The following is a 15,208-nucleotide window of genomic DNA, read 5'->3' as shown; positions in this document are numbered from 1 at the left end:
GCCCGATCGAGTTCGAGGAGCAGTACTACGCCGACCAGGCGACGGCCGAACCAACGAACCTGAACACCCGTCAACCCGCCCTGACCAGCTGATCAGCGACTCCCGAACAACGGGGGAACCTCAGTGTCGGTGTCCGCCCAGTCGCCTGCCTTACGGGTGTCCGGCTCGATGTGTTGCTCAATGGCCCGCGCGGCGGACTTCTTCTCCGCCGGGCTGGACGCAAGATCCTTCTGGCTGCCGCCGGTGATCCCCGCGCCGTCGGGAAGGTGGTTCAGCCGCATACCGCCTGCACCTTCCGGCCCTCCGCGCGGCGTGTGCTGTTCCCCGTTCGTCTCCGTCACGACATTCGCCCCCGCTCAATTCTCGTCATGTCACGGCTGGCCAGTGTGGTTGGTGTCCTGGTACGGCCATTGCTGCCCCTGCTGGTGGCCTGGATTAGGCGGTTGTGCCCAGCCGTGCTGCTGCGTCGATGACATGGGTGCGGCCAGCGCGGCGCGGCGCTTGCGACTGCGCACGGCGAGCACTACACCGCCCACGCCGACCAGCAGGAGTCCGCCCGCGCCCGCCAAGATCCACGGCAGAGTGCTCGACTCGTCATTGGACGAGGCCGCGGCTGGGGCGGCCGACGCGTCCGTCGACGGTCTGGTGCTGGCACCTCCCGGTGCTGCCGCTGAGCCTACGGCCTTGTAGTCCGGCAGTGGGTACTCGTTGGCGGGGCCCGGATCGCCGGGGTCGGTGAGGGCGATCCTGGGGCGAACGGCGCCGTAGCCGATGTCATCCGTGCGCTTCTTGCCGCTGACCGGGCCGCTCGCGGTGTTCAGCAGGACCCGCAGCACCTGGTTGTTCGTCCAGTCCGGATGCTTCGACCAGATCAGCGCTGCCGAGGCCGACGCGAGCGCACTGGCGTCACTGGTGCCGTGGGACTCGCACACACCGGTCTTCCCGGTGCATGCGGCGATCATCCGTGCGCCAGGGGCGACCACATCCACCTGCGGCCCGGACTGGGACTCCGACGTCTTCTTCAAGTCCTTGTCAATGGCCCCGACTCCCACGACCCCGGGCGTCGCGGCCGGGTACTCCAACTCGTTGGCTCCCGCGCCGGTATTGCCCACGCCTGCGAAGATCAGCTTGCCCTTGGAGAGTGCGTAGGCGACGGCCTTGGTCAACTCGGGTGAGTTGTCTGTGCTGCCCTGGGAGATGTTGATGACCTGAGCATCAGAGTCCGCCGCGTAGCGGATCGCCTTGGACATATAGGTGGGGTAGCTGTCCGGGTTGCCACCGCTACGGGTGTGCTCGTTGGGGTACGGAAGGCGGATGGGGAGCACCTTCGTGCCCGGAGCAAGTCCGTACGAGCCCGTCGCCGCCCCCTTTGCTCCGGTGCCTGCAATGAGAACGCCCATGCTCGTGCCATGCCCGTCGTAGTCCGTGTGTTCGCCACCGGAGCTACGGGAGTAGTCCTTGCCGGGCAGTACTTGGCCGCGCAGGTCTGCGAGGTCGGAGTCGATGCCGGTATCGATGATGGCGACCGTGATGCCCTTGCCGGTGCTGGTCTTCCACATCTGTTCGGCGTGCATGGCGTCCAGGTACCACTGCCGATCCCGGACGGACGCGGCGCTCGCCGGCGTCACAGTGACCCCTGCGAGCACGACGCCGATCACGGCCGACGCCAGCCGAAGCACGCGGACCTGCTTGCTATGGGAACCCATGATCATCCTTTGTTGTCCCGCCGAGCCGTAGGAGGCAGCCCCGGCAGGCGTAGTTCAGGCACATCGCGCTCCGGCTGCTCAACCTCTACGTCCTCGTGCTCGGGCCGCTCGTCGCGTGGCCGCTCCTCTGAGGCACGCCGGCCCTCATCCTTACGTGTCTTCGGCGAGGAGCCGTGGGCGGGTTCGCCGCCGTGCTGCATCTGGGCGTCGCTACGGTTCACCGCCACTCCGCGGGCGCCGCTCGCCGCCCGGGTCGTAGCCGTGGAGGCTCGGCGCACCCTCGAGTTCTGCTGCGGCTGGCCGCCGACGACCCCGCCCGAGAGGGCAGACACCCGCCCGCCGGAGCCGCTCGTCCCGCGCCCTGTGCCGGCACCCGGAGTGCCGCGGCCGGGTGTCGCTCCGGTGCGTCCCGATCCCTCCGGTACGCCTCCCCGGGCTCCGACGCCCTGCTGGTAGGGGGAGCCGCCGACGACCGTGCCCTGGGACATTGCGCTTGCACCGCGTCCCGTCTGTGGCGAGGTCGGACGACCACCTGCGATCCCGTTCGTCGCTCGCCCCGGGCTCCCGCCACCTGGCCCGCGTACCGGCGAGGGCGTGCCGCCCTGTACGCCCGGCATCCCTGGCCGCTCGACCGCGGGAACACCGCGCCCTGGCGTCACCCCACGAGCAGTACCGGGCGCGCCCGGCGTTCCGGTGCCCTCTGGGACACCGAGCGGCCCGCGCACGCCAGGAGACGACGGGAAGCGGCCACTGCCCGGCCCGCGTGGCGAAGCAACGGAACGACCTGCACCTCCGAGCAAGGGCGGTGTTCCGGATGGCGGCGTAGAGAGTGCCGAGGTGCCGCCCAGTGACGGAGTCGACGAGGGCGCCGGTGAGGAAGGAGCTGTCGTGGGAGTGGCAGGAGCGGGGAGCGTACCGGCCCGGTCGAGGGATGTACCCGTCCCACCAAAAGGCAGATCCGGAGTCGGCCTCGAAATGTGGGATGCGGAAGTGGAGGGGTGGTGCCCGTCGGCCAGCGAAGCGCCATGAGCCGCTTCCTTGAGGGCGACAGCTCCCGCTGCGGCCACGCCGACTCCCCCTACCGCCGCCGCTGTCCCGGTATTCGATGGATCACCCGACGAGGACGAGACGTCCTTGGCGCCATGGCGGTCTCTGACCAGGGGAACGAACTGCTCCGGAAGCGCCGGGAACTCCGGCGTCCTCAGCGCCTCGATCTGTTCCGTCGACGCTGAGTACGACTGCGCCAGCTTCGTCATCAACTGGGATGCTTCGGCGCGGTCGTTGTCGTACTGCGACTTCGCCGTCTTCACGGAGGACGCTGATGGCCCGCCGTCATGGTTGCCGACGTCCGTTGTCTTGGCATCGTGCGCGTCAAGGATCGAGCGGGCCGAGGCGCTGGAGTTTTTCAGCGTCTCCAGCTGCGGTTTGACCTCATGCAGCGTGTCCGCCGCGTGGCCGAGCCACTTCCCGGCGCTCTCGCTGTAGTCACCCAGACTCAACGTCGCTCGAGCAGCGTGATCAACCCACTTGTGGAACGCGTCGGCGCCCTCGCCTTCCCACTCGACCGACGTGCTGTGGGTCTTCAGGTCGCCGCCGATCTCCTTGATGGTCTTTGCCGCCGATGTCAGCAGCACACCCAGATCCGCCGCCGTCGCACCGTCCGCCGGCTCGACCATCGCCCACAACTCTTCCGGGCTGTGCACCGCAAATCGGTAGGACTTGGCCATGCCCCACACCTGAGAACCCAGATCGCTCATACCCCGTGCCTTCCCTCGACCATGCCAACCCCCGCACTACGCGCATCCGCGCTGCCACCGTTCAAGCGGGACGCCATCACAGGTCACCTGCTTCGCTGTCCGTCGGCTTCGGCGCGGGTTCGCCATCTGCAGTGGCGTCCGAGCCTCCGTGGTGGGAGCCGTGAGTCGACTTCGCGCCTGGGTTCACCAGCGCGTCGGTCTGGGACCGGATGCGGTTGAGGCGGGCACGCACATCGTCGTCGAGGTTGTCGTAACCCGTCTTGGATGCGTCGACCGTCACGACCAAACCCTCGATCTGCAAGGCCAGCATCTTGGACAGGTTCTCCAGCTGGCTGTGCACCTTCGTGTAGGCGGAGTGCAAGGCGTCCGCTTCGTCGAACGCACCCAACCTGCCGCCCGGCAGCGCTCCGTTCGCGATCGACTTCGGCGCCGCCTTCGACCTTTCCAAGTCGCGTAGCAGCGCGTCGACCCGCCGCTTGAACGTCGAGAGTGTCTCGCCCTCGACCAGCATGGCTTTCGCGGCAGCGGTGGCGCCGACCGCGATGGCTGCGACTCCAAAGCCGCCTGCCGTCAGACCTGCTCCGGCCGCAGCCTCCTGTGATGTACGCCCCGTGCCGTCGGACATGCTCTGTCCCTCCCCGTACGCCCGGTGTCCGAGGTGACACCGACCGCTCCATGCGTAACAGACGTAACGAAGCGACGTTATCCGGAGGTTGCTTGCCGGACGTTGCTTCGCTGACAGCTACGGCAACAGATGGCCTGAATCGAGTCCCGGAGCGCCGGGAATCTCGGCAGCCTCTTCGCCTTGCAGCAGTTGGGGTCTCCGTATGTACTCGCGACCAAGCTTCCGGCCCGGAAACGGTACGGGCCCTGCCGGTACATCCACCCATATGTGGTGGGTGCGACTCACTGGGTAGCAACGACTCGTATGTGTGAGATCAACGGAGTGCTCGTCTGGCCTGGGGAACCCTGCACGCGTTCCTGAAAACGTGAGATGGCGTTCCAGCTGCTGCAATAGGCGCCGCTCTGACCAGCGGGTTGCTCAAGGCCCACGAAGGCGGGGTGGCGGAGCAGATCATAGGGTCTGGGCCACCGCCGACAGTGTAGCGGGTGGGCCGACGTGCGAGATCGGGTTCCTCGGCCCGTGCCGTCGCCGCGCACAGCCTGCCGCCACTCCGCCCCTCTCCCGCACACACCTTGACGCGCCCCGGCCCCCCGGACATAGCGTCCCCGCATGGATTCCCTGGAAGCGTTGCTGACCGCACCGGGTGCGCCCTTCGCTGTCGGGCGGGGGGAGGACGGGCGGCTCGGGTATGTGGGCGGGCCCCGGACCCTGCGGGAGTTCGTCGAGACGACCTGGGCCTTCGGGGATGCCCCCTTTCTCCTCTTCGAGGACGGGCGGATGTCCTACGGGGAGTTCTTCGCAGCCGCCTGCGCGCTCGCACGGCGCTACGTCAGCGAAGAGAGTGACGGTGGGTATGGGCTGACCCCCGGGGACCGGGTCGTCATCGCCATGCGGAATCGGGCTGAATGGCAAGTCGCCTTCTGGGCTGCCCAGCTGGCCGGGCTCATCGCCGTTCCGCTCAATTCCTGGTGGACCCCGGACGAGTTCGCGTACGCCCTCGACGACTGCCGGCCCGGAATCATCGTCGTCGACGGTGAGCTCTATGAGCGCATCCAGTCCTGGCGGGAGCAGCGGGAAAGGGGTGCGCGGCCCTGGGTCCTCGTCGTGCATGACGACGAGGACAGCGGTGACCTGCCCTTCCGGGTGCAGCTCTACCGCGATCTCCCCGCCCCCGACCCCGCTCTCGGACCCCCCGACATCCACGTGGACCCCGAACGCGACGCCACCATCCTCTACACCTCCGGCACCACCGGGCGGCCCAAGGGGGCCGTCGCCACGCACCACGCGCATGTCGGGGCCATCGCCAACCCCCGTTACTTCGCCGCCCTCTCGGCGCTCGCGCGCGGTGTCGTTCCGGGGCAGGGGCCCGCGCCCGTCGGGTTGCTGACCTTTCCGTTCTTCCACGTCGCCGCCTTCACCGGGTTCTACGGCGCCATGGCAGCCGGCGGCGCCGTCGTCGTGTTGCGGAAGTGGGACGCGGACCGGGCGTTGAGCGTGATCAAGGAGCACGGGGTCGGGGCGTTCGGCGGGGTGCCTACCACCGCGCTCCAGTTGCTGGAGCGGGCCGAGGAGGTGGGGGACGACATGCCGACGCTGACCATGTTCAGTACGGGGGGCGCCGCCGCCCCGCCGCAGTTGGTCGAGCGGCTCGCCGCGCGGTTCGGGGAGCGCGTCGAGCCTCGTAACGGGTACGGGCTGACGGAGACGCTCGGTGGCGTCGCCGCCAATTTCGGCGAGCGGTATCGCCGGTGGCCCGAGAGCGTGGGGAAGGTCGCGCCCGCCGTCGAGGCACGCGTGGACGCGGCCGAGGGCGGGGTCGGGGAGCTTCTGCTGCGCGGGCAGTCGGTCATTCGCGGGTACTGGGACGACCCCGATGCCTCCGCCGCCGCCTTCACCGACGACGGATGGTTCCGTACGGGGGACCTCGCCGTCATCGATGGCGACGGGCTGATCCGTGTCGTGGATCGCATCAAGGACATGGTCATTCGTGGCGGCGAGAACGTGTACTGCGTGGAAGTCGAGTCCTGTCTGCACGGGCATCCCGATGTGCTGGAGGCCGCCGTCGTCGGGGTCGGGCACCCGGTTCTTGGAGAGGAGGTCGCCGCTGTCGTACGGGTGCGGGGCGGATCCGTGACGGACGCCTCCGGCCTGCGGGAGCACGTCGGCAAGACGCTCGCCGCGTTCAAGGTGCCCGCGCATGTCCGTATGCAGGAGGACCCCCTGCCGCGCAACGCCACGGGCAAAGTCCTCAAGAGGGAGCTGCGGGCGCGGTTCGCCGCTGAGAGCTAGCTGACCAGCTGGTCAGCGCCGCGTCACGTACACGCGGTAGTTCCCCGACTCGTCCTTTCCCGTCACCGAGATCCGGATTCCTTGCCTGCGGTCCTTGTAGACCTCCCCGGGGCGCCACGTCGCGTCGGAGAGTTCCGCGTGGACGTTCGGGCGGCGGGTGCAGCCGCCGCTGTCGGGGGTGGCGTCCCTGACCGCGATGGGGCCCCGGCCGGTGTCCACGTCGGCGTCGACCTTGTAGATGAGGACGCCTGGGCGGCAGACCGCCTCGTCGTTGCCGTCCTGGGTACGGACCTCGATCGCGTAGCCCTTCTTCTCGGTCAGGGGGATGAACGCCATCTTCGTACCGCCGCCGCCTTCCCGGGAGAGCGGGGCCAGGAGGTACTCCGAGGTGCCGGAGCGGGAGGCGCAGCCGATCTGGGTGTCGTCGAGCCAGCCGAGTTTCCACTTGTGCCAGCCGAGCAGGTCGTTCCCGGCGCCCCAGTCCTCGCTCATGATGTCCCAGTGGCCGACCGCGCCGCCGCCGTCCTGGGTGTAGAGGTCGGGCAGGCCGAAGACGTGGCCGTTCTCGTGCGGCAGGACGCGGTAGCCGGTCTCGGCGTAGGAGCCGGAGCCGTCGTCCTGGCGGGAGTAGACGAAGGACGCGTTGGAGAGGGGGACGCCGTCGGCCACCGGCGCCTCGCGGTTTCCGGCGAACGTCACGGAGAGCACCGTGTCGAGGGCGGACGGGCCCGCGTTCGGGGTGACCAGGATGTTCGCCAGGTCGTACTTGCGGAAGTCCACCTCGGGGTCGGCGGCCGCCACGATGTCGTCGACCAGCTCGCGGTAGCCGGGCTCGAAGGGGGCGCCGCGCTCTATCCCGTACTCGGAGAACGGTTTCGGCATCCGTAACCAGTGCTTGACCGGCGCCTCGGGGACGTAGGTGAGCCGGCCGTACGACGCCGTGCGGAACCAGTTCTGCGTCTTCGGGAAGAACTCCGAGAGGCGGTCCGTCGCGCCGCCCTCGCCGTGCGCGTCGGGGAAGTCGATCATCAGGTTCAGGGCGTGGAGGGTGCCCGTGGAGCGGACGTAGCCGGAGGACGTCGGCACGCCCTCCGACATCTGCACCCCGAGCGTGCCGCGGATCATGCAGGGGGCGAGCGAGGCCTCCCGGGCGGGGGCCACCGGGCCCGCCGCCGTCGGCGACGAGTCGAGCAGCCGGCCGGTGCTCGCGGTCATCGTCAGCGCCAGGGCCACCGCCGTGGCCCCGGCGAGCGTCGTTCCGCGCCGGCCCCCGCGTATCCGCTGCCGCTTCCCCTGCCGCATCCGAACCGCCTCACCCTCGGGTCCCTTTCGATCACCCTGTGTCGGGGGCGGACGGGTCGCGCGCTGGGTGCGCCGTTCGGGGGTTACCGGACCGTAGGGGGTGTGAGGCGGGTCACAGGAAGTCCGGGAAATAAGCGGGGACGCTTTCCCCGTTTAGAAGTGTGTCCGCGCGAAGCGGGGAATCACTCCCCGATTCCGCCCCGAGCCCAGAAGACCCAGGAGTACGCCGTGGCCACCGCCGCACCCGCCCAGCCGCAGCGCCGCACCCCGCGCCCGCGGGCCGACGCCCTGCGCAACCGGGAGCGGATCCTCGCCGCCGCGCGTGAACTCCTCGTCGAGCACGGGACCGACCTCCCGCTCGACGAGGTCGCCCGCCGTGCCGGTGTCGGCAACGCCACGCTGTACCGGAACTTCAAGGACCGCGGCGAACTCATGCACCATGTCGTCCTCTCGGTCACCGACCGCGTCACCGAGCACGCCGACAAGGCGCTCGCCGCGCAGGAGACCGGGGAGAGCAGCGCCTTCGCCGCGCTGCGGACCTTCGTGCACGCCGCCGCCGACGAACGCATCGGCGCGCTGTGCCCGACCCTCCAGACCACCTTCGACAAGGACCACCCGGACCTGCTTGCCTCCCTCGAACGCCTCACCAGCGGCGTCGAGGACCTGCTCGGGCGCGCCCGAGCCGCCGGCGAGCTGCGCCCCGACATCGGCGTCGGGGACCTGATGGTGGCCCTCTCCCAGCTCACCCGGCCGCTGCCCGGCAAGGCATGCCTGGACTTCGACCGCTTCGTCCACCGTCATCTGCAGTTGTTCCTCGACGGCCTGATGGCACCCGCCCGCTCGGAACTCCCGGGCGCGGCCGCGACCTGGGAGGCACTCCGCAAGGGCTGACCCCGCGGGGGCACACGCCGACCGGCCGCCGTCGCCGCTCTCCGTACCAGACCGATTTCTCAGCTTTATTCACGACTTACCTGACGCCTGACTACGCCTGACTACGCCTGACTGACGCCTCGCCTGGCGACTTACCTGACTTCTTGGAGTCCCGCTGTGGGTACCCCCTTGCCGAAAACGGCCCCTCTCATAAGCGACCCGCGCCGCTGGAAGGCGCTCGTCTTCATCGCGCTCGCGCAGCTGATGGTCGTCCTCGACGCCACCATCGTGAACATCGCCCTGCCGTCCGCCCAGACGGACCTCGGCATCTCCGACGGCAACCGCCAGTGGGTCATCACCGCCTACGCGCTCGCCTTCGGCGGCCTGCTCCTGTTCGGCGGACGCATCGCCGACCTGTGGGGCCGCAAGCAGACCTTCATCACCGGCCTGATCGGCTTCGCCCTCGCCTCGGCGATCGGCGGCGCCGCGCAGAACGAGGGCATGATGCTCGGCGCCCGCGCCCTGCAGGGCCTGTTCGGCGCGCTGCTCGCGCCCGCCGCCCTCTCCCTCCTCGCCGTCATGTTCACGGACGCCAAGGAGCGCGCGAAGGCGTTCGGCATCTACGGGGCGATCGCCGGTGGCGGTGGCGCCGTCGGCCTGATCCTCGGCGGATTCCTCACCGAGTACCTGAACTGGCGCTGGACCTTCTTCGTCAACATCCCGTTCGCCGCCGTCGCCGCGCTCGGCGCCGTCTTCGTCATCAACGAGCCCGCCGGCGGCCGCAACCGCTCGCCGCTGGACATCCCCGGCGTCCTCCTGTCCACGCTCGGCCTGGTCTCGCTCGTCTACGGGTTCACGCGCGCCGAGTCCAACGGCTGGTCCGACGCCAGCACCGTCGGCCTGTTCGTCGGTGCCGCCGTGCTGCTCGTCGCGTTCGTCGCCGTCGAGGCCCGGGTCAAGCACCCGCTGCTTCCGCTGCGCGTCGTCGCCGACCGCAACCGCGGCGGTGTCTACGCCTCCCTCGGCCTCGCCGTGATCGCGATGTTCGGCCTGTTCCTCTTCCTGACCTACTACCTCCAGGTCCAGAAGGGCTTCTCGCCGGTCAAGACCGGTTTCGCGTTCCTGCCGATGATCGCGGGCATGATCACGGGCTCCACGCAGATCGGCGCCCGCCTGATGACCCGCGTCAGCCCCCGCCTCCTCATGGGCCCGGGCTTCCTGCTCGCCGCCCTCGGCATGGGCCTGCTGACCCAGCTGTCGGTCGACTCGTCCTACCCGGCGCTGATCCTCCCGGCCCAGCTGCTGCTCGGCCTCGGCATGGGTACGGCGTTCATGCCCGCCATGTCGCTCGCCACGATCGGCGTCGAGGCGCGGGACGCCGGTGTCGCCTCCGCGATGGTCAACACCTCGCAGCAGGTCGGCGGCGCCATCGGCACCGCCCTCCTGAACACGATCGCCGCCTCGGCCACGACCGCGTACATCGCCGACCACGTGGCCGGCGCGCGCGACGCGCAGCTGCTCCAGGCGCAGGCCATGGTCAACGGCTACACCCACGCCATCTGGTGGGCCGTCGGCATCCTGGTCGTCTCGGCGGCCATCGCCTTCACGCTGATCAACACCCGCGCCCCCGGCTCCGGCGCCGCAGTGGCCTCCGGCGACGCGGACGGTGTCGAGGACGAGTTCCGGGTGCCGGTGGTCGCGCACTGACGGTGTTCCGTGGTCGCGCACTGACGGTGTTCCGTAGCGGGGCGCTGACGGTGTTCCGTGGCGGGGCGCTGACGGTGTTTCGTAGCGGGGCGCTGACGGTGTTCCGTGGCGGGGCGGACCTCACCTGAGCCAGGGGAGGTCCGCCCCGGCCTCCTTCGGCTGAAGTCCCTCGGCGACGATCCGCATGATCTCGCCGAGGGACTTCAGCTGTTCGGGGGTGAGCCGGTCGAAGAGCGCCTGGCGGACCGCTGACACGTGTCCGGGGGCGGTCTCCCGCAGTACGTCGAGGCCCGCGTCCGTCAGGACCGCGAACTGGCCGCGCTTGTCCGAGGGGCAGTCCTCGCGCCGCACCCAGCCGTTCTTCTCCAGGCGCGCGATCGCGTGCGAGAGGCGGGAACGGGTGATCTTGGCGCTCATCGCCAGCTCCGTCATCCGCAGCCGCCGCTTCGGCGCCTCGCTGAGCTGGACGAGCAGGCCGAAGTAGATGTGCGGCATCCTCGCGTCGCGCTGCAGCTGGCGGTCGAGGTGGTCTTCCAGGAGCGTGGTGGCGTGCAGGTAGGCGCGCCAGACCTGCTGTTCGTCGGCGCTCAGCCATTTACCGGCACCGCCCCGGGCGCTCTTCTCGTCGTCGTACTCGGTCTGTTTCATCGCCACCATCGCATCATCCTAAAGATCCTCTCCTTGAATGTTAAACAAACACCGGCTACTTTGGGCAGTACCCAGAGCTTGAAAGTTCAAGGAGGTCGCCTCCGTGCCCACCGCATCCGCACCCGCACCGGAACGCATGCCCGCGCTCTACCTCAGCCACGGCGCCCCGCCGCTCGCCGACGACGCCCTGTGGCCGGGACAGCTCGCCGCCTGGTCGGCGCGGCTGCCGCGCCCCAAGGCCATCCTCGTCGTCTCCGCGCACTGGGAGGAGGCCCCGCTCGCCCTCGGCGCGATACGGACCGTGCCGCTCGTCTACGACTTCTGGGGCTTCCCCGAGCACTACTACCAGGTGCGCTACGCCGCCCCGGGCGCGCCCGGACTCGCCGACTCCGTACGGAAACTGCTGCGCGCCCCGGGCACTCCGGTGCAGGACGTACCCGATCGCGGGCTCGACCACGGGGCGTACGTCCCGCTCGTCGAGATGTACCCGGACGCCGACATCCCCGTCCTCCAGGTCTCCATGCCGACGCTCGACCCGCGGAAGCTCATGGACATCGGACGCCGGCTCGCTCCGCTGCGGGACGAGGGCGTGCTCATCGTCGGCTCCGGGTTCTTCACGCACAACCTCGCGGCGTTGCGCCAGGGCGGCATCCCGTCGTGGTCGGCGGAGTTCGACGACTGGGGGCAGCGGGCGCTCGACGCGGGTGATGTGGACGGGCTGCTCGACTTCGTCCATGGATCCCCGGCCGGGGCGCTGGCCCATCCGCGTACGGAGCACTTCGCTCCGCTGTTCGTCGCCATGGGGTCGGCGGAGGCGTTCGGTGAGCTGGATGTGCAGCGGTCGGTGATCGAGGGGTTCTGGATGGGGCTGGCGAAGCGGTCGGTGCAGTTCGGGTAGCGGGGCTGGGGGTGTGCCCCCGGGCCGTTGGTTTTTGGGTGCGGCTCTCGTCGTGGCTGGTCGCGCAGTTCCTTGCGCCCCTGGGGGGTCTGCCCCGGCCTGTTGTTTCTTGGGTGCGGGGCCGTCGTGGCTGGTCGCGCGGTTCCTCGCGCCCCTGGGGGGTGTGCCCCGGCCTGTCGTTTCTTGGGTGCGGGGCCGTCGTGGCTGGTCGCCTAGCTCCTCGCGTCCCTGGGGGGTCTGTCCCGGCCTGTCGTTCTTCGGGGGCGTGACCAACCTTCACCGGTCCGCGGAGTCCGTCGGTACCGGTACCTCAGACCGGCTCGATCAGGTGGAGGGCCCGTTCCGCGGCGGTCAGTGCTGTCGAGTCGGCCACGTCCAGCGCCGTGTCCGTGAACTTGATCGCGTGGTCGTCGCCGTGTGCCGCCGCCCGGGCGAACAGTTCCTCCGGGGATATGGAGGCGCCGGATACATAGGGGACCGCGTCCGCCGGCGCGTACGCCGCTGTCACCGCCGCGCTCGCCGCCCAGGCAGCCTCCAGCGACGCGGGCCAGAGTTCGCGGGGAAGGGCGGGGAGCGTACGCAGGACCGCGTTGGGGGCGGTGGCCGCGTGGACGAGCATCACGGGGTTGCCGTGGGCGTGCGTGGCGTAACGGTGGACCGCCGCCGCGACCAGTTCCCCCAGCCGCTCACGCGCCGAGTCCGGATCGACCGGCCCTGCCGCCCACGCGGGGAGCCCGGTGAGCCGGCCGAACCGCGCGAGGATCCCCCCGCTCATGTCGGAGACGATCGGCACCGCGTCGAGGGCGGACGACGCGTCCGGCGCGGAGGGCAGCGCGGTCAGCGGCGGCAGCGGCTGGTGCCGGGCGGCCCAGTAGCCGAGGCCGTGGGCGAGTTCGGCGAGGCGGGGCCCGTTGGGTTCGGCCGTGAGCAACGTACGTACGGCGTGGCCGACCCGGATCACCGGGTGCGTGGCGCCCGCCGCGATGCCGGGCAGGAGCCGGGGCCACCACTCGGCGAGCACGTCGCGCCAGGGGCGTTCGGTGACGGCGCGCTCGAAGAAGGTGATCCAGTCCGCGAGGCGGCGCGGGTCGCCGAGCGCGGACTTCCAGTCGTCGTCGCGGACGGGGAGGGTCGGCGCGGGCATGTCGTCGAGCCGCCGCTCGTAGTGGTCGAGCCAGCGGTGCACGCGGGGCGCCTGGCCGCCGCGCACGAGGGACTCCACGGCCATCGGTCCGTGATTGCTGAGCCAGCCCTCGAACTCCGGTCCGCTCCGGTGCAGTCGCTGAAGGGCCTCGTCGAGGGTGCCTGTCGTGTCGTCGCCGTCCATGTCCACGTCCCTGTTCACGTCCCTGTCCACGTCCATGTCTCGACGGTAGGTGCCGCGTGCACGGGGCGTAACGGTCCGTGGCCCTAGGCCGATCCGGGCTGAGCCTGGTCCCGGGGCCTAGTCCCGAGCCCTAGACCCGGGGGCGTAGCTCCTTCTCGTACCAGGCGACGTCCCAGTACGTGTCGAACTTCCGGCCGACCTCGCGGTACGTGCCGACATGGGTGAAACCGAAGCGGGTGTGGAGGCGGACCGAGGCCTCGTTGGGCTGGGCGACGCCCGCGTACGCGCGGTGCAGGTCCTCACCGGCGAGGGCGTCGAAGAGGGCGCCGTAGAGAAGAGTGCCGATGCCGCGCCCGCCCGTGTCCGGGGCGCAGTAGACGGTGACCTCCACCGAGGTGTCGTACGCGGCTTTGGCGCGGAAGGGGCTGGACGTGGCGTATCCGAGGAGTGGGCCGAGCGTCCCGCCCCGCACTTCCTGCGCAACCATCAGACGGTACGGGCCGTCTTCAGGGTGGGAGAGCAGCCAAGGGCGTCGCTCTTCCGGGGTGAAGACGGCCGTGTCGAAGGTGATCGGCGTCTCACGTACGTAGTGGTTGTAGAGGTTCGTGAGAGCTGTGAGGTCGCCCTCGACCCCCGGCCTGACCTGCACCTCTGTGGGCTCCGACCGCATCTCGCCTCTCCTCCGTGCGCCGCGTGGCGGCACAGGGTACTGCATGGTCACAAAAAAGTTGGGGCCAGTTGGGAATTCTGTCCGGATTCCAGTCGTTGTTTCCATCAGATGCAGGGCACCCGGGAGGGTGTGAGCCGTCCGGCCCAGCCGACCTACCATCGCAAGGGAGCACGCATGGCAACCCGTGCCGTAGCCCGTCGTAAGTCCGCCGCCTCCGGCGAGACTGACGCGGCACGCAGTGTTCGCGCCGTAGGCGGGGAGATCGCCGACCGCGACCTGGTCGGCATGTACCTCGACGAGATAGCGCGTACACCGCTGCTCGACGCCGCAAAAGAAGTCGACCTCTCCCAGACCATCGAGGCGGGCGTCTACGCCCAGCAGATCCTCGACGGAGAGGTCTCCGACAGCAAGGCCGCGGTCGAGGCGTCCCGCGAGGAGTTGGAGGCGCTGGTCGCCGAGGCGGAGAAGGCCAAGGACATCTTCATCCGGTCCAACCTGCGCCTCGTCGTGGCGGTCGCCCGCCGCTACCCGCGCAGCGGCCTCCCCCTGCTCGACCTGATCCAGGAGGGGAACGCGGGCCTGGTGCGCGCGGTCGAGAAGTTCGACTACCGCAAGGGCTTCAAGTTCTCCACGTACGCCACGTGGTGGATCCGCCAGGCCATCACCCGTTCCATCGCGGACCAGTCCCGTACGATCCGGCTCCCCGTCCACCTGGTGGAGGAGCTGGGCCGCATCCGCCGCGTCCAGCGCGAGTTCAACCGGAAGAACGGGCGGGACCCGGAGCCCGCGGAGATCGCCGCCGAGCTCGACACGAAGCCCGAGCGCGTCGTCGACGTTCTGGACTGGGCGCGTGACCCGGTCTCGCTGAACATGTCCGTGGACGACGAGGGGGACACGCAATTCGGTGACCTGCTCGAGGACACGTCGGCCGTCTCGCCGGAGCAGTCCGTCCTGACCCTGCTTCGCTCCGAGGAGCTGGACGATCTCATCGGGCGGCTCGACCAGCGCACCGCGTCCATCATCAAGATGCGGTACGGGATCGAGGACGGGCGGGAGCGGACGCTGACCGAGGTCGGTAAGGAGCATGGACTCACGCGTGAGCGGATCCGGCAGATCGAGAAGCATGCGCTGCTCGAGCTGAAGAAGCTGGCTCGGGACACGGGGTTCGACGCGGCGGCGTAGCCCTTTGGGGACCCGGACATCGATCGGCCCGCGCGGTTCGCTGCGCGGGCTGTCCCCGTTTCAGCGTCTGCCCCGCGCGGCCGTCTTCCGACCGCGCCGCCGTCGTGGCCGCTCGCGCGGTTCCCCGCGCCCCTGAGCGTCTGCCCCGCGCGGCCGTCTTCCGACCGCGCCGCCGTCGTGGCCGCTCGCGCGGTTCCCCGCGCCCCTGAGCGGCTGCCCCGGCCTGT

General features: G+C 70.0%; 13 protein-coding genes. 5 read left to right on the top strand and 8 right to left on the bottom strand.

What is annotated here, in order from left to right; genetic code table 11:
* Positions 1-92 precede the first annotated feature (92 nt).
* The 4 genes from ACH4RC_RS24775 to ACH4RC_RS24760 form a co-directional block, all read right to left on the bottom strand.
* On the bottom strand, positions 93-281 hold the full coding sequence (locus tag ACH4RC_RS24775; RefSeq protein ID WP_398204651.1) for a hypothetical protein: 189 nt from the start codon (positions 279-281) through the stop codon (positions 93-95).
* 90 nt (positions 282-371) lie between these two features.
* A complete protein-coding gene (mycP, locus tag ACH4RC_RS24770) occupies positions 372-1,712 on the bottom strand; it encodes a type VII secretion-associated serine protease mycosin (protein WP_398204648.1) in 1,341 nt (446 codons plus the stop codon).
* Entirely contained in the window at positions 1,709-3,463 is a 1,755-nt protein-coding gene (locus ACH4RC_RS24765; RefSeq protein ID WP_398204646.1) for a hypothetical protein, read from the bottom strand. Before ACH4RC_RS24765 ends, mycP begins: the two co-directional genes overlap by 4 nt.
* A gap of 76 nt (positions 3,464-3,539) precedes the next feature.
* Entirely contained in the window at positions 3,540-4,088 is a 549-nt protein-coding gene (locus ACH4RC_RS24760; protein WP_398204643.1) for a hypothetical protein, read from the bottom strand.
* Positions 4,089-4,697: 609 nt separating this feature from the next.
* On the opposite strand from ACH4RC_RS24760, the gene ACH4RC_RS24755 reads away from it, so the two are divergent.
* Positions 4,698-6,377: a class I adenylate-forming enzyme family protein gene (locus tag ACH4RC_RS24755; RefSeq protein ID WP_398204640.1), complete on the top strand. Its 1,680-nt coding sequence runs from the start codon at positions 4,698-4,700 to the stop codon at positions 6,375-6,377.
* A 12-nt stretch (positions 6,378-6,389) separates the two neighbouring features.
* Here ACH4RC_RS24755 and ACH4RC_RS24750 read toward each other — a convergent pair whose 3' ends face one another.
* Entirely contained in the window at positions 6,390-7,679 is a 1,290-nt protein-coding gene (locus ACH4RC_RS24750) for a M6 family metalloprotease domain-containing protein (RefSeq protein WP_398204637.1), read from the bottom strand.
* 228 nt (positions 7,680-7,907) lie between these two features.
* On the opposite strand from ACH4RC_RS24750, the gene ACH4RC_RS24745 reads away from it, so the two are divergent.
* Together ACH4RC_RS24745 and ACH4RC_RS24740 are read left to right on the top strand one after the other, a co-directional pair.
* Positions 7,908-8,570, top strand: coding sequence for a TetR/AcrR family transcriptional regulator (locus ACH4RC_RS24745; protein ID WP_398204634.1), 663 nt, complete (start codon positions 7,908-7,910; stop codon positions 8,568-8,570).
* 168 nt (positions 8,571-8,738) lie between these two features.
* Positions 8,739-10,256, top strand: a complete 1,518-nt coding sequence (locus tag ACH4RC_RS24740; RefSeq protein ID WP_398204701.1) for an MFS transporter — start codon at positions 8,739-8,741, stop codon at positions 10,254-10,256.
* Between the two features lie 120 nt (positions 10,257-10,376).
* On the opposite strand, the gene ACH4RC_RS24735 is transcribed toward ACH4RC_RS24740, so the two are convergent.
* A complete protein-coding gene (locus ACH4RC_RS24735) occupies positions 10,377-10,904 on the bottom strand; it encodes a MarR family winged helix-turn-helix transcriptional regulator (RefSeq protein ID WP_398204699.1) in 528 nt (175 codons plus the stop codon).
* A gap of 136 nt (positions 10,905-11,040) precedes the next feature.
* Between ACH4RC_RS24735 and ACH4RC_RS24730 the strand changes: the two genes are divergently transcribed.
* A complete protein-coding gene (locus ACH4RC_RS24730) occupies positions 11,041-11,802 on the top strand; it encodes a dioxygenase (RefSeq protein ID WP_398204696.1) in 762 nt (253 codons plus the stop codon).
* A 310-nt stretch (positions 11,803-12,112) separates the two neighbouring features.
* On the opposite strand, the gene ACH4RC_RS24725 is transcribed toward ACH4RC_RS24730, so the two are convergent.
* Positions 12,113-13,165, bottom strand: a complete 1,053-nt coding sequence (locus ACH4RC_RS24725; RefSeq protein ID WP_398204631.1) for a questin oxidase family protein — start codon at positions 13,163-13,165, stop codon at positions 12,113-12,115.
* Positions 13,166-13,259: 94 nt separating this feature from the next.
* Positions 13,260-13,799 (bottom strand): GNAT family N-acetyltransferase, encoded by a 540-nt coding sequence (locus ACH4RC_RS24720; protein WP_398204629.1) that lies wholly within the window; start codon positions 13,797-13,799, stop codon positions 13,260-13,262.
* 174 nt (positions 13,800-13,973) lie between these two features.
* On the opposite strand from ACH4RC_RS24720, the gene ACH4RC_RS24715 reads away from it, so the two are divergent.
* Positions 13,974-14,981, top strand: a complete 1,008-nt coding sequence (locus tag ACH4RC_RS24715; protein ID WP_398204626.1) for an RNA polymerase sigma factor RpoD/SigA — start codon at positions 13,974-13,976, stop codon at positions 14,979-14,981.
* Positions 14,982-15,208 lie beyond the last annotated feature (227 nt).

It is taken from the genome of Streptomyces sp. NPDC016845 (assembly GCF_044332585.1).
GTDB lineage: Bacteria > Actinomycetota > Actinomycetes > Streptomycetales > Streptomycetaceae > Streptomyces.
Note: the sequence above shows the minus strand (reverse complement) of the source record. Positions and strands in the feature narration are given on the sequence as shown.

Bases quoted from the DNA above. Each gene is read 5' to 3' on its own strand.
- ACH4RC_RS24760 (WP_398204643.1), bottom strand. From the start codon at position 4,088: ATGTCCGACGGCACGGGGCGTACATCACAGGAGGCTGCGGCCGGAGCA.
- ACH4RC_RS24765 (WP_398204646.1), bottom strand. From the start codon at position 3,463: ATGAGCGATCTGGGTTCTCAGGTGTGGGGCATGGCCAAGTCCTACCGA.
- ACH4RC_RS24715 (WP_398204626.1), top strand. From the start codon at position 13,974: ATGGCAACCCGTGCCGTAGCCCGTCGTAAGTCCGCCGCCTCCGGCGAG.
- ACH4RC_RS24720 (WP_398204629.1), bottom strand. From the start codon at position 13,799: ATGCGGTCGGAGCCCACAGAGGTGCAGGTCAGGCCGGGGGTCGAGGGC.
- mycP (WP_398204648.1), bottom strand. From the start codon at position 1,712: ATGATCATGGGTTCCCATAGCAAGCAGGTCCGCGTGCTTCGGCTGGCG.
- ACH4RC_RS24750 (WP_398204637.1), bottom strand. From the start codon at position 7,679: ATGCGGCAGGGGAAGCGGCAGCGGATACGCGGGGGCCGGCGCGGAACG.
- ACH4RC_RS24725 (WP_398204631.1), bottom strand. From the start codon at position 13,165: ATGGACGTGGACAGGGACGTGAACAGGGACGTGGACATGGACGGCGAC.
- ACH4RC_RS24755 (WP_398204640.1), top strand. From the start codon at position 4,698: ATGGATTCCCTGGAAGCGTTGCTGACCGCACCGGGTGCGCCCTTCGCT.
- ACH4RC_RS24730 (WP_398204696.1), top strand. From the start codon at position 11,041: ATGCCCGCGCTCTACCTCAGCCACGGCGCCCCGCCGCTCGCCGACGAC.
- ACH4RC_RS24775 (WP_398204651.1), bottom strand. From the start codon at position 281: ATGCGGCTGAACCACCTTCCCGACGGCGCGGGGATCACCGGCGGCAGC.
- ACH4RC_RS24735 (WP_398204699.1), bottom strand. From the start codon at position 10,904: ATGAAACAGACCGAGTACGACGACGAGAAGAGCGCCCGGGGCGGTGCC.